This window comes from Anabaenopsis elenkinii CCIBt3563, assembly GCF_015245355.1.
GTDB classification, from domain to species: domain Bacteria; phylum Cyanobacteriota; class Cyanobacteriia; order Cyanobacteriales; family Nostocaceae; genus Anabaenopsis; species Anabaenopsis elenkinii.
Genome location: NZ_CP063311.1, coordinates 2,089,192 through 2,103,288, shown reverse-complemented (window position 1 = coordinate 2,103,288; position 14,097 = coordinate 2,089,192). Strand labels below are relative to the sequence as shown.

The 14,097-nt window shown below is 41.8% G+C and carries 10 protein-coding genes; 7 read left to right on the top strand and 3 right to left on the bottom strand.

Annotated elements, in window-relative coordinates; genetic code table 11:
- Nucleotides 1-169 precede the first annotated feature (169 nt).
- The 3 genes from hflX to gshB all read left to right on the top strand — a co-directional run bounded on the left by hflX (nucleotide 170) and on the right by gshB (nucleotide 3,431).
- Nucleotides 170-1,915 (top strand): GTPase HflX, encoded by a 1,746-nt coding sequence (gene hflX / locus IM676_RS09280; protein ID WP_449658006.1) that lies wholly within the window; start codon nucleotides 170-172, stop codon nucleotides 1,913-1,915.
- Between the two features lie 104 nt (nucleotides 1,916-2,019).
- Nucleotides 2,020-2,286, top strand: coding sequence for a glutaredoxin 3 (gene grxC / locus IM676_RS09275; protein WP_200989913.1), 267 nt, complete (start codon nucleotides 2,020-2,022; stop codon nucleotides 2,284-2,286).
- A gap of 155 nt (nucleotides 2,287-2,441) precedes the next feature.
- Nucleotides 2,442-3,431, top strand: coding sequence for a glutathione synthase (gene gshB, locus IM676_RS09270; protein WP_200989912.1), 990 nt, complete (start codon nucleotides 2,442-2,444; stop codon nucleotides 3,429-3,431).
- A 324-nt stretch (nucleotides 3,432-3,755) separates the two neighbouring features.
- Here gshB and ftsZ read toward each other — a convergent pair whose 3' ends face one another.
- The 3 genes from ftsZ to IM676_RS09255 all read right to left on the bottom strand — a co-directional run bounded on the left by ftsZ (nucleotide 3,756) and on the right by IM676_RS09255 (nucleotide 7,309).
- Nucleotides 3,756-5,042 carry a cell division protein FtsZ gene (gene ftsZ, locus IM676_RS09265; RefSeq protein WP_200989911.1) on the bottom strand — a complete coding sequence of 429 codons (1,287 nt, stop codon included), beginning with the start codon at nucleotides 5,040-5,042 and terminating at the stop codon, nucleotides 3,756-3,758.
- Nucleotides 5,043-5,389: 347 nt separating this feature from the next.
- Complete coding sequence (locus tag IM676_RS09260; protein WP_200989910.1) at nucleotides 5,390-6,238, bottom strand: cell division protein FtsQ/DivIB; 849 nt, start codon at nucleotides 6,236-6,238, stop codon at nucleotides 5,390-5,392.
- A gap of 705 nt (nucleotides 6,239-6,943) precedes the next feature.
- Entirely contained in the window at nucleotides 6,944-7,309 is a 366-nt protein-coding gene (locus tag IM676_RS09255) for a hypothetical protein (protein ID WP_200990142.1), read from the bottom strand.
- Between the two features lie 413 nt (nucleotides 7,310-7,722).
- On the opposite strand from IM676_RS09255, the gene psbO reads away from it, so the two are divergent.
- The 4 genes from psbO (at nucleotide 7,723) to IM676_RS09235 (ending at nucleotide 14,051) form a co-directional block, all read left to right on the top strand.
- Nucleotides 7,723-8,556 (top strand): photosystem II manganese-stabilizing polypeptide, encoded by an 834-nt coding sequence (psbO, locus tag IM676_RS09250; protein ID WP_200989909.1) that lies wholly within the window; start codon nucleotides 7,723-7,725, stop codon nucleotides 8,554-8,556.
- A 177-nt stretch (nucleotides 8,557-8,733) separates the two neighbouring features.
- Complete coding sequence (locus tag IM676_RS09245) at nucleotides 8,734-8,991, top strand: hypothetical protein (protein WP_200989908.1); 258 nt, start codon at nucleotides 8,734-8,736, stop codon at nucleotides 8,989-8,991.
- Between the two features lie 661 nt (nucleotides 8,992-9,652).
- Entirely contained in the window at nucleotides 9,653-10,795 is a 1,143-nt protein-coding gene (locus IM676_RS09240) for a VWA domain-containing protein (RefSeq protein ID WP_200989907.1), read from the top strand.
- A 19-nt stretch (nucleotides 10,796-10,814) separates the two neighbouring features.
- Complete coding sequence (locus tag IM676_RS09235) at nucleotides 10,815-14,051, top strand: tubulin-like doman-containing protein (protein ID WP_200989906.1); 3,237 nt, start codon at nucleotides 10,815-10,817, stop codon at nucleotides 14,049-14,051.
- Nucleotides 14,052-14,097: the final 46 nt, after the last annotated feature.

Genomic DNA, 14,097 nt, shown 5'->3' with positions numbered 1-14,097 from the left:
CTGCGTAAGTGTTTTTAAAGTTTATGATAATAATATCACAATAGCTGATGTAGTAGATGAGAATATTTACTGTTTGTTACCTTGAGCAGCAGGTGTTAACAGACAGAAGCCCGTTGTAAAATAGACATAGATAATGATTTGGGGGGCCATTTACTGGTCAGAAACGCCTATAGAAACTATTTTTGGAAATCTTCAAGGTCTTAAATCCAGTCAGCTGAAGCAACTACAGCGACTGTACCACCAGCGCATACCAGGCGATCGCATTACTACGGCTGAATTTTCCCAGCGTCTGGCTGCAATCAGCACGGAAATCAACCAGCCTATATGTGCTTATCTTAACCGTCGGGGACAGGTGATGCGTGTAGGGGTAGGTACACCCCGTCAAACGCAAATCCCACCCTTAGAATTACCCCGTTACGGTGCGGAGCGTCTGAGCGGTATTCGTTGTATCGCTACCCATCTCAAGGCAGAACCGCCGAATGAGTCGGCTTTAACGGCTATGGCACTGCAACGCTTAGATGCTCTTGTAGTGCTAAATATTACTGGCACTGGCTTTACCAAGCGCGGCGGCGGTTCCACTGGGTATGTCAAGGAAAGCTATTTAGCTCACTTAGTATCAAATACTCAGCAGCTAGTGGCAACTCAGCCGGGGGCTAAGGTAAATCTAGTGGCTCCAGACTCAGGACTTTACTCTAGTGTATCCCCACCTATGAGTTTAGATGTCCTGTCGGAGCAGGATTTTATCGAGTTAGTGGACAGTGTGGAAGCGGATTTCCAAAGGGAATTTGTCTCCACGAAAGTAGCTGCTGACCACGACCGGGTAGTTATTGTTGGTATTATCACTGATGATTACAGTAATCAAAGATTCCACGATACCATAATGGAATTAGCCAGGTTAGTAGATACAGCGGGGGGTGAAGTATTACAGACCTTACAACAAAAGCGATCGCGGATTCATCCACAAACAGTAGTGGGAGAGGGTAAAGTAGAAGAAATCGCCCTGACCGCCCAAACCCTGGGAGCTAATCTGATTGTTTTTGATCGGGATCTCTCACCCGCCCAAGTGCGTAACTTGGAAAGGAAAATTGGTGTCCGGGTGATTGATCGCACCGAGGTAATTTTAGATATCTTTGCCCAACGGGCCCAGTCCCGTGCTGGTAAACTACAAGTCGAACTGGCACAGTTAGGGTATATGATGCCTAGACTCAGTGGTAGAGGTCTAGCTATGTCCCGGTTAGGTGGGGGGATTGGCACCCGCGGACCCGGTGAAACTAAACTGGAAACAGAACGCCGGGCTATTCAAAAACGTATTTCTCGACTGCAACAAGAAGTCAACCAGTTACAAGCCCATCGTTCCCGCTTACGCCTGAGACGGCAAAATCAGGAAGTTCCCTCTGTGGCTTTAGTGGGCTATACCAACGCCGGTAAATCCACTTTGCTGAATGCTCTTACCAACGCAGAAGTTTACACTGCAGACCAGCTGTTTGCTACTCTTGACCCCACTACCCGCCGCCTAGTAATTTCCGATGGTGACAGTGGTGGAACTCAAGAAATTTTACTTACAGATACAGTAGGTTTTATACATGAGCTACCCGCTTCTTTAATGGATGCCTTTCGTGCCACCTTAGAGGAAGTCACAGAAGCCGATGCTCTACTACATTTGGTGGATTTATCTCATCCTGCTTGGTTCAGCCATATTCGCTCAGTTAGGGAAATTTTGGCACAAATGCCAGTTACTCCGGGGCCAGCACTGGTGGTTTTTAACAAAATTGACCAAGCAGATAGCGCCACATTAGCTTTAGCTCGAGAGGAGTTTCCCCTGGCTGTGTTTATTTCCGCCAGTCAGCGATTAGGGTTAGAAACCCTGCGTCAACGTCTGACCCAGCTGGTTAAATATGTTGTTGACACCCGGTAACTTGATCAGGGTGATGGCTGCAAAACCCCCGGATAGAAGCCGGGGGATGAAAGGCGTTAAAAAGGCATTAAAATTAAGAAGTATTAAATTTAATTGAGGACTTTATGGCTGCCAAAGTTGAAATTTACACTTGGAGCACCTGCCCATTTTGCATCCGTGCTAAAAGTTTATTAACTAAGAAAGGTGTTGATTTTACTGAATATTGCATTGATGGAGATGAAGCTGCACGGTCTCAAATGTCTGTAAGAGCGCAGGGGAGACGCTCAGTACCACAAATTTTTATTAATGATTCCCACGTTGGTGGTTGTGATGATATTCACGCTTTAGAACGTCAAGGTAAGCTGGATGAATTATTATCTTCTGGTGTATAAATTGACACTATCTTAACATTTAAGATTGGACATATCTAACAAATAACCTAGAGGCGTGAGGTCTCACGTCTCTAAAGGTGTGGCATAAAAAAGTATATTCACCGGCTTGGTTTGCTCAATAATTTAAAATAAGTCCCGGTGATTGAGGCAAACAATTGAAACTGGCTTTTATTATTGACCCCATCCATCAGCTTGACCCCTGTCATGACACCAGCATTGCTCTGATGGAAGCTGCACAAATCTTAGGACATGAAGTTTGGGTAACTCAGGCGAATCTATTGAGTGTGGTGGATAGCAAAGCTTGGGCGATGTTACAGCAGGTGGAACTGGTTCCAATCCAGTTAGTAGAGGGAAGCTGGAAGGCGGTAAATCCTTGGTACAAGTTGAGTGCTGGCTGTTTTACACCCCTAGACACAATGGATGCTGTGTTCATGCGCACAGATCCACCTGTGAATGATTCCTACCTCTACGCTACTTATGTTCTGGACTATATCGACCCACAGAAAACTTTAGTGATTAATCGTCCTAGTGGTATCCGCGGGGCGAATGAAAAAATGTATGCTCTCCAATTTACTAATGCTATTCCAGAAACTATTGTCAGTGCTGACAAGGACTTGATCTGGAAATTTGTTGAGGCTAAGGGCGCAGCAATTATTAAACCACTGGGTAATAAGGCTGGGGAAGGAATTTTATTCTTACAATCAGGCGATCGCAATTTCAATTCCATTGTTGAACTTAGTACACTGCGTGGTCGATTACCAGTAATGGTACAAACTTATTTACCAAAAGCTAAAGAAGGAGATAAGCGAATTATCCTGCTGAATGGAGAACCAATTGCTGCCCTCAATCGCCTTTCGAGCGGTAGTGATTTTCGTAATAATATGGCAGCTGGTGGTACTGTTGCTCAAACTACAATCACCCCCAGAGAGCATGAAATCTGTAGGGAAATAGCCCCCGCATTACGTCAAGATGGCTTAATTTTTGTGGGTATTGATGTCATCGGTGGTTATTTAACTGAAGTTAATGTCACCAGTCCCACCGGAATTCGTGAAATTGACCGCCTAGATGGTACTTGCTTGGGTCAGCAGGTGATTTCATGGGTGGAGGAAGCGCTCAAGACTCAAAAACCACAAAAACCACATTAGTTAGTAATGCCTATCTTCTAGATTCTAGCCAAAATTTAAAACCCACTTACAAGGTAGTCCTACCTTGTAAGTGGGAGTTTAGCCGTTGTCAGGAAAACAGTAACTAGCTACTAACACCATCCCCCAAGACCTCGCCAGAACTGCATAAGTTTTTGAAAGCCGATCTATTAACTCCTGCTATAAAATAAATATTACTTTTAAGTAGTGCTTCACTGATTGGTTCTCTGGGTAACACTACTACTGAGTAAGAATATTGTTTAGACACAAGCGATTGCTTGAGCCAACAATACTTTGACTTTGTTCCTGATCTTTCTCGCCCCTTGCCTAACTTCCTGGTTTACGCCGATTGCGCAGAAAGTCAGGAATATTTAATTCCGTCGTCGGTTTCTCTTTGGGTTCCGGTGTGACAGGATTCACCGCTGGTTGTTGTGGTGTAGCACGTTTTACAGTAGGTGTGACTCCTCTAACATTAACCACGGTTTGGCTTGGTGCTGCTTGTATTTCACCAGTAAACCCAGTGGCAATTACGGTAATTCTCACCTCCCCTTGGAGCCTGTCATCAATCACCGCGCCAAAAATAATATTGGCATTGGGATCAACTACTTCATATATTGCTTCTGCAGCCGCATTCACCTCATGTAAGGTGAGATCACTGCCACCAGTAATATTAAATACAACCCCTCTAGCTCCTTCAATAGAACATTCTAATAAAGGCGAAGAAATAGCCGCGACTGCGGCTTCTCTGGCTCTTGATTTACCAGAACTCACACCTATCCCCATCAATGCTGATCCCGCATCTGCCATCACGGCTCTGACATCGGCAAAGTCAACGTTGACTAAGCCGGGGATGGTAATAATATCGGAAATCCCCTGTACCCCTTGACGCAGAACATCATCCGCATAGCGAAATGCTTCTTGTACCGGCGTTTGTTCTGGTATGACTTCGAGCAACTTATTATTGGGGATAATAATTAAAGTATCTACTCTACTTTTTAGCCCTTCAATGCCTTGTTCAGCTTGGCTGGTGCGGCGACGACCTTCAAAAACAAATGGACGTGTGACCACCCCCACGGTTAAAGCCCCCATTTCTTTGGCTACCTCGGCTACAATCGGGGCTGCACCTGTACCTGTACCCCCTCCCATACCAGCAGTGATAAACACTAGGTCAGCACCTTCTAAGGCTGTAGCAATTTCGTCTCTTGATTCTTCAGCTGCTTTTTGACCAATAGCAGGATTACCACCAGCTCCTAAACCTCGTGTGAGCTTTTGGCCAATTTGCAATCGACTGGGCGCACCCGCCAAAGTCAAAGCTTGGGCGTCAGTATTGATTGACCAAAACTCTACTCCTGCAACATCAGATTCAATCATGCGGTTAACCGCATTTCCACCACCACCACCAACACCAATCACTTTGATATTGGCCACCCGACCCGGAACAATATCACCAATCCGGTTTTCTTCCATAGTTATCTTTTTACTATCATAGTTTTGCCCAAAGTTTAACCCAGAGTTATTCAAAGGTTTGTTGGAATTGACTGCTAGGGGAAATCCTGGCTGTCCCAGAGATTGGGCTTTTTTATATATCAGCTCTTGGTTATTATCAATTTTCATCGGATTCAGACTAGTAGATAAACAACTTTTTCAGGTATTTTTTTGTCAAAACCTCCGTATCTAGGAAGCCCTTGGCCAGAAAAATCATATTATTTCTCACCTAAGAGTCGCCTATCATTTAACACAGCCCTAATATATGGCGCTGTTCTCGATTGTGATGGCAACTTTCAACCTTAACAAGATTGTAAGTGTCTTGTTTGGCTCTGGAAAGAGGCCAATGACCCACCTGCTGGCTATAGGAGAGCTAATTCTACAGAACTATACCCAAATTTCCTGAAAATTTCTCTGTATGACTTCTAGTTAATATTTACATTTTTCCGGTTCACCCTTGAGAGTAAGATTTGTTGCTAGGGATTTTGGGGGTTATCTTGAGGATTAGTTTGGTTCATGCGTACTAATGGAGATGCAGGATTTCTCAAATCAATGTACTTGATTTGACTCAAATCCATTTTTGCAGATAAATATCGCATTTGAGCGAGTATTTTGATTTTTCCGGTTAACTCAGCATTGGAAGCACCAATATGTACATCTCCTAGTTCGGTTTTTAAAATAAGATTGTTGGGATCTTGCCAATCAACCTGCGTTATTTTCACGGTACTTTGACTTAATAGTGGATAAACTTGACTCCAATGGGAACGATACTGTTCTGGGGAAGCAATAACTTTGAGAGTCGGCAGTTTGGTATGGGTATGGAATAATTTGTATGCTTCTAAAGGGATTAAAACCCCATCAGCATCTAATAACCCCGCGGGTGTTTCTTGGCTGGGGGTTTCAGATGTGCCCGGCGGCACTGGGTGAATGGCAATGGCTACGGGTACTCTGGGCTGTATTTCGATGTTTAATCCCGGTGGAAAAAGACGGCGGCGCACAATTGCTTGTGCAATAGTCGGTTTTTCCCGCAAAGAGTTGGCGATCGCCTGGGGTTGAATTTGCCATAAAGACTGAGGATAGGACATCTCCAGTAATGACTCAATTACCTCTGGGGAGAGTAATTGCTCACCTGATTTGATGATAATTTGCTCTGGAGCTTTGACTACCCATACGGGTTGGAGTGCTACCCACAACAAACCTCCCGCTAAACCACTAATGGCTACAGTGCGCCAAATAGCCTGAATTATTTTTACCCGATGCTGCCGACGTATTTGGTGACGGCGCCGGGCTAAATGATTTCGGTAACCTGATGCTGTACCTGGCATTCCTTCCTCTTGATATTTGCGGTCAAAATTCGTGCTTACGACCCGATCATTTCTTTTGCTTAATTAAGCTGTGAGTATCTATGAATCTTTTTCCTCCATTTTTGCGTTTACATCGGCTAAAGCGATATTCATCAGTCCAATGTTGACCTTCAACCTCTGGGGCTGGTCATAGCTATGATTATTGAGTACAAACACCATAGGTAAAACCAATGCACAATATGTAATACTGTCTACTCTTGTGCCAGGGCTGAAATCTAGGAGCCGTAAATTCTCAATCAATTATGCCTGGTGCATTACTAGCTAGATATTCATGTATATGAACAGATGTTCCTAGGGGGGCGCAGAGCTTCCAATTTTCGATTACCAGTTATTATCTTGAGATTGTTAATAACACTTATAAAGGGATACAGCCATAGCGTCAATACTGTTACTTGCGACTTCCATGGGGAATGATTGTAGGACAGGACAGTTATAAGGTGGGAATCCCCAAGCCAATCCCCATCAAGATGATGCCTTTAGCAGTTATCCTGCGTAGTTTTAACTCTCTGGATTCTTCCTGGGGTCAAACACTAACATCCACTAGTGATGACCAAAGGAGCTTGGCATTTTGACCACCTGCCTGATTCTGATCGTATTCCTAAATGTATAAGTTAAGAATTATGAATAGTAATGAATTTTTTTTAAAATTCATTACTCTTGTCCAGATCACAGACTCAAGGAGCGATCGCCCTCTAACAAATCATCCTGATTTGACAATTCCGGCTGATTTTCCATGGCAGACTGGGGCAAAGTGGCTAAAAAGGTTTTTAGCCTCATGCGCTCAATGTAAGGCCAGCCTCCTTCAGATTCAATGTCTTTGAGTAAAGAGTAGAGCTTCTGGCGATTATCAGGCAAACTCTGTTGAAAAGCACTGTCCCGGATATCTCGATGTAACTGTTCTAAATGGCGCAACAAGCCCAAAAGAGCGATCGCATCTCCCTGAGCAAGACTGGCTATATCAAGGACTGCGGTGGTGATTGCTTGCAATTTTTCAGACAAATTTGGGGATTCAAAACCTTCGGGGTTACTCATGGAACTATCTCCGTCTAAATCAGGCCTACTCAAATTTACCGAAGATTTTTAGCTTTCATTCTTGACCACAGGATAATCGGCGATGAAGATGGCCGTCTGGGTTGAAAAATAGTGGTAAGGCGCAGGCGAATTTATCGAGTTTCCAGTTTTCCAAATCACAGGTCACGATAGTTTATTATAAAAGACGGTCATCGACTCTGGCTCTGCCTCCCAGTCAGCTAGATACAATCACGTATTTTTGATCTTGAGTTAAAAAAAATCGTATGATCTGGCTAATTTCCCTATAAATCAATGGACTGTATATTATGTAGTATTATATTACTTCATAATACGCAACCATTTGGGCAACACCGAAAATGCCATAGGCATTAGTTTTACAACTTAGATATTAATTTTTGAAATTGAGGTTGACCATGAGGTATCGCGCTTTAATTGTTGCATTCTTGGCTGTATGCCTGGGGCTATTAACCGCTTGCAGTGATGCTCCCACTGCTTCTAGTAGAGACTTACTAACTTACGAACAAATTCGTGGTACTGGCCTAGCTAATAAATGCCCTCAGCTGGCAGAAACTAGCCGTGGTTCCATTCCCATTGATTCCAGCCAGTCTTATCTGATCAAAGAACTGTGTTTGGAACCAACGAGCTTCTTTGTCAAAGAAGAACCTACTAATAAACGGCAAGTAGCAGAGTATGTACCCGGTAAATTGTTGACCAGATACACCTCCACCATTGACCAGGTACAAGGTGACCTAAAAGTCAACCCAGATAATAGTCTCACCTTTGTAGAAGCTGATGGTTTAGACTTTCAAGCCATCACTGTCAAACTCCCCGGCGGTGAATCAGTACCTTTCCTCTTTACCATCAAAAATTTAGTTGCTCAAACACAAGCTGGTTTGACCAGTATCAATACCTCCACTGACTTTGAAGGTACTTTCAAGGTTCCTTCCTACCGTGGTTCTTCTTTCCTAGATCCTAAAGGTCGTGGTATCGTTACTGGCTATGATAATGCCGTGGCTCTTCCTGCTCAAGCTGATGATGAAGAACTGACCCGCGCTAATGTCAAGCGGATCGAAACTCTTGATGGCACAATTTCCCTACAGGTAGCTAAAGTAGATAACATTACTGGTGAAATTGCTGGTACTTTCGAGAGCGAACAGCCATCTGATACTGATTTAGGTGCTGGTGAACCTAAAGAAGTCAAGATTCGCGGTCTATTTTACGCACGGGTTCAACCAAATCGCGCCTAAATTCCTTAGTCGGATTCCTAGTTATTGATTAGATAACAAAAACTTATCCATTTGCTTCCTTTAATATGGAGGTAAATGGGTTTTTTATCGGCTTGTTTACATCTATAAAAGTTCCCATCCCCCCTCAATGAGAACATAGTATTGAAATTAAATAGTCAATATTCAAACCTGTTCAAGATGGAAACTCAAGGAAAAATTGAATTTGCTGGTTTACCTCTAGCGGTTTACCGAGAAATAGCTGCTCATTTGCGTCAAATCGAAGGCGTACAAGTGGGTTTAATTCCCCAATCATCTTCCGAATTCGATTACCAGCAAAGTCAAATTGCGGGCTTAGAGATTTCTATCACATCCCATTTAAGTGCTGCAAGTCAGCAACGCCTAGAGGAAATCTTGGCTTACTATCGCCAGCGCTATCAAAATATAGTGGGAGCGTGAGAACCCCTGCACTTTAGCGAGGGGATGAAAAGCGACTCAACAGGATTTACCCTGTCGTATCCTGACTACAAAAAACTTATTGACAAGGCATTTCTGATTAGTTAGGCTAAAAAAGCATCCACAAATATGGTGAAAAACCCAAAAGATGTTTTCCTTAAGTAGCCACACAGCTAGATTTATTTTTAGCCGAGGTGGGTAGGGCATTTTGACTGTGCCACAACGATATTATTTATTCAAATTTTTAAATAAATAAAATCGTAAACTTTGCGTAGCGTGTCTTCAGACCGCGTAGCAACATCAGTTTAGAATCCCCTGTGATTCTATCCAGGGGAGAAGTCAAGATATGCGATAGTTAAAATTTACATTCCCCATTTTCTCTGATTTGAAGTGACCCTAATTAGGGTCTTTTTTGTAGTTTTAATTCTGGAAATAATACATCTAACCCTATTACCACTGTTATACCACAAAAGTCAATACTCCATAAGTGAGATTTCATAAATTATTTAGGGCTGGTAAAGTATTAATTTAAGATTACTCCTGATTACAATTAAATATACGCATATACTATAATACAGACGCAGAATTACTGGCAGTCTCAAGATGACGTGATTTCCCGCATGATGTGCGATAATTTTTACATTATATTGGTGTGGCTGTCTCAGTGACTTTAACAAGAATTTCCCCCGGAGAAAAACTCACTCCTACACAACAACTCGGATTAAATTTAGTCTCTCGGCTCAGTAGTGGACGAGATGTAATCTTGGCTATTGATTTGACAGAAAGCGTTGGCTTAAATGATCAAGCTCGGATTCGGTTGCGTCAAATCGTTCAAGACAGCATTCAACCCGGTGACTCTATCTACATTGTTCCCTTTGCTGGGGATTTGGTGTTAGAAGAATGGACACCTAGTCTTCATCCTTTGGGAAAACCCATTAAGTATATTCATAGAAGTGAAGAAAACCTGGCACAACTATTAGAAAAAATTCCCCTAACCTCCGATAGCAAGTATTACGGTACAGATATTCAGCGGGCTGAGTTAAGGGTTTATCAAGGTATTGCTCAAATTAATTATAATCGCTTGCAAACAGGACAAGCAATTAAGCCACAATCTGTTATTTGGTTAACTGATGCACCCTTATTTACACAACCGGGAATTACCTCAGATGTGTGGATAGAAACCCCTGCTGATAGTCCATTAAGAATTGCTAATTCTCCAGAAAGTCAAGAGCGACAAGCTTGGATGGAAATATTACCCATGAACAGGCGATCGCTCTCCATTACCACAGGGGAAAATCAACCATATACATTAACTGTTGTTGATATTGATCCGACGGTTCAAGAATTTTGCACACCAGCACCAGGTAATCGAGAAACTTGTTTAGTTAATCCCTATTTAAGGCAGCAGTTATGGCTCCCAGGTTTAATTTTACTTGTAATCATCGCTAGTTTATGCGCTTTGGGATATAAACTACACCGCTCACAGAAAAATTGGCAATTATCTATAGAACTTCCAGAACAAGAAGAACAAATATGTCGGTTAAAGAATAAGCAAAAAATCGCCATTGGTGAAGACGACGGAACTTATGCAGACTGTATCCCCTGTCCGGGTGGAAAAGTCAGAGCCTACTTAGAAAGACAGGGTGAGAGACTCTACTTAGTCCCCTTAAGTTCAGACTTACCACCGATTCATTATAACGGCCGGGAAATTGCCTCCCGTACCCCCATCTCTGGGTCTAAATTTAGGCTCAGTTGTCCAGATAATCGCCAACGCGATGATGAAATTTATATCCAAATCAAAAAATAGTCTATAGAGGAGTATTTCTATGAACGCAGCCAGCAATGAACAACAATATCAAGGAATCAACCGCACAGTTTGTATAGGATTAGGTGGAACTGGTAGGGATGTTTTAATGCGAGTTCGCCGCTTAATAGTAGACAAATATGGGGATTTAAAGAACCTCCCCATTGTCAGTTTTGTCCACATTGACACCGATAAAGCCGCCACTCAAGTCAGTGGTATTCGCACCGGTAGTATTTATCATGGTGTTGATCTGAGTTTTCAGCAATCAGAAAAAGTCACCGCTACCATGTCATCCAGAGAAGTAACTACCTTTGTTGAAGGGTTAGAAAGGCGTTCAGAATACAACGATTATGGACCATATGACCACATTGGTAGATGGTTCCCCCCCCAGTTATTACGTAATATTAAAGCAGTAGAAGACGGTGCTAAAGGTATTAGACCAGTAGGAAGATTGGCTTTTTTCCACAATCACCAGAAAATACAATTAGCTATCAAGAACGCTGAAGAACGTACCAGAGGACACGAGGCTTATTTACTCAGATCCGGTCTCAAAGTAGAGCCGGGATTAAGTATTTTTGTAGTGGGTTCCCTGTGCGGTGGTACAGGTAGCGGGATGTTTTTGGATATCGCTTACAGTCTCAGACATTTTTATGGTGATCAAGGTGCTAGATTTTGCGGTTACTTAGTTATTAGTCCAGAACTGTATGGTAATACTCCCAGCATGAATGCGAATACCTATGGTGCTCTCAAAGAACTAGACTACTATAACCGTCCAGGGACAGAATTTGAGGCTTTTTATGACATCCAAAATCCTGTGTATGTCAGGGAAAAACGTTCACCCTTTGATTATACTTATTTAGTTTCGCATCAAACCAGCGGCGAATATACAATCCTCAACCAAGGCAAATTATGCAACGTTATTGCTCATAAAATTTCCCTTGATTTTAGTAGTGAATTAGCACCACTCATTAAAGGTAACAGAGATAATTTTTTACAACACATTATTGATTGGGATAAACACCCCCGTCCTAATCCCCAGCGTTACCTCACATTTGGATTATCCGCCATTTATTTTCGCCGTGATACCGTGGTCGAAATTTCCTTAAATAAAGTTGGGTTAGAACTGGTGAATTTTTGGTTAAATGGTAAAAGTCAAAGCCCCGATCCGCGGGATTTATTACAGCAATTTCTCCTAGAGTACCATTGGCATAATGACCTGGTTACTAGGGATGGTTTAATTACTAAACTTGCAGAGGGAGTGCAAGAATATGATAGTACATTCATCAACAGTATTAACACCTGGAAAAATAAAATAAATAATTTAATTAATAAGTGTGAAAATAAGGACGACAGAAATAATTTACGTCAAAAACTACCTAAAGAATTCCGCGATCAATTCCGTAAAGTACAACCAGGAGAAACTGAAAGTACTAGAGGACAATGGTTAACTAAGTTAATAGAATTAACTCCTAACTTAACTAAACAACTCCAGGGTAATATTGATGATTATCTCACTCAGCTACTCACACCCAATAAGTCTAATTTTTCCCTCAAAAGTAGCCGTGATTGGTTAGATGCACTGCAACATGAATTAAACGATTACCAACGGGATATACAAGCGGCTCTTAATGATTTTGCGAACATGAGAACACCTGAAGACCTAGATAGAGTCTGGGCTGAAACTGACCAGGTTCTTACAGATATCGAGGCTAAATTTGTCATACCCAAATTTAATAATAAAAATCAACAATTTCAAACAGAAATTAAAACAGCTTTGCAACAAGTTCAGAAAATTATAAAACATAACTTTGACTTAACTGTACGACAGGAAGCACTACGAGTTGTCAAGAAACTGCAAACATATGTACAAGATAAAATTAGTCAAACAACTGCTTTTGACAGCCTATTAAATGACTTAAAAAACATTTACGAAAGACAAGATAGAGAGTTACGGGATTTGAATTTCGATGAAATGAGCGGTGAAGCCATATTTGATGATGAAGACATCGAACGCTGTCACCAAACTATGTTACCTGTAGATGACTTACGTTCCCAGTTAGCCATGATCAGTTCAGAAATTACAGAACCCAGTGGTAGAGGAAAGTCTTTGACAAGTTTCTTAGAGAAAGAACGCACTACCCAAGAACTGCTGCAAACAGAGATGAATTTGAGAATTGACAGTATGTTTGCTTCACGGGGTACTAATATTGTCAAATCCGTAATTAAGCGCTTCATGCAAAACTACTCAACCGCACGTTCAACCCGTTTAGCACAAATTATGGAGGAAGCTAAACCCCTATTACCACTGAATTTGAGTGATCCCTATTTTTGGGATGATCCTGGTAAAACTAGTCAATTAGTGGGCTTTAAAGATACCGATGAATTAGAAGTCAGACAGTTTAAATCTTTGCTAACTACAGATTTAGGGATTTCGCCAACAGTCTTAAAATCCTTGCAAACTGAGGATGAGATTTTATTTGTCAATGAGTATGGTGGGTTTCCTCTGAGATTAATTAATAGTCTGGAAAGAATGCGTAACCATTATCTCAGGGAGTATAATTCCCGCGGCGCTTCTCTACATAATGATTACCGTGTGGTTTTCCCAGATATTATTCCACCAGATGCAGTGACAATAGAACAATTAGAAAATGTTTTCTATCCCTGTCTAGGTCTACAACTACTGCAGACCAACCCGCAAAATCGGCAATTAGAGTTTACATATTATGATGATTTGCGCGACTGTGATTCTACAGCTACTCTCAGTTCAGAATGGGGACAGGCCTTAGAGGAACTGGCGAACCGTCAGGATATGAAATTAGCTTTGCAAGGTATTTTAGATCAGGAAATTTCTGCTATGGAAAGACAACCTGAACTGTGGAAAAGTGAATATTTACCCAAATTCAACAGCTTTGTCAATGAAGTTGACAAGTTACCACAGGAACATCCTAACTATCCTTACAGGAATGCATTAATTAACAATCAAAAAGGAACTAAAGAAGGAATTATTCTCAGGTTCCGCAGAAAAATGAATGATAAATTTAATTCCCCAACTCCAGAAAATAGTTTACCGCCAAGCTTAGATACCAGAAGATCTCTTGTGGGCGAGATAGTAGATGGTGAATCGGTGCAATATACCGATACTGGGGCACAAATGCGGTTAGACTTAAAGAATTTACAAGACCTTTTAGGGGATGGCCTAATTACTCAAGAAGATTACGAGCTTCAAAAACAAAGAATCTTAGACCAATTCTTAAATTAATTTGGTTTACTCAGCATCCTCTCACACATTTCATAATCAGGGAAGT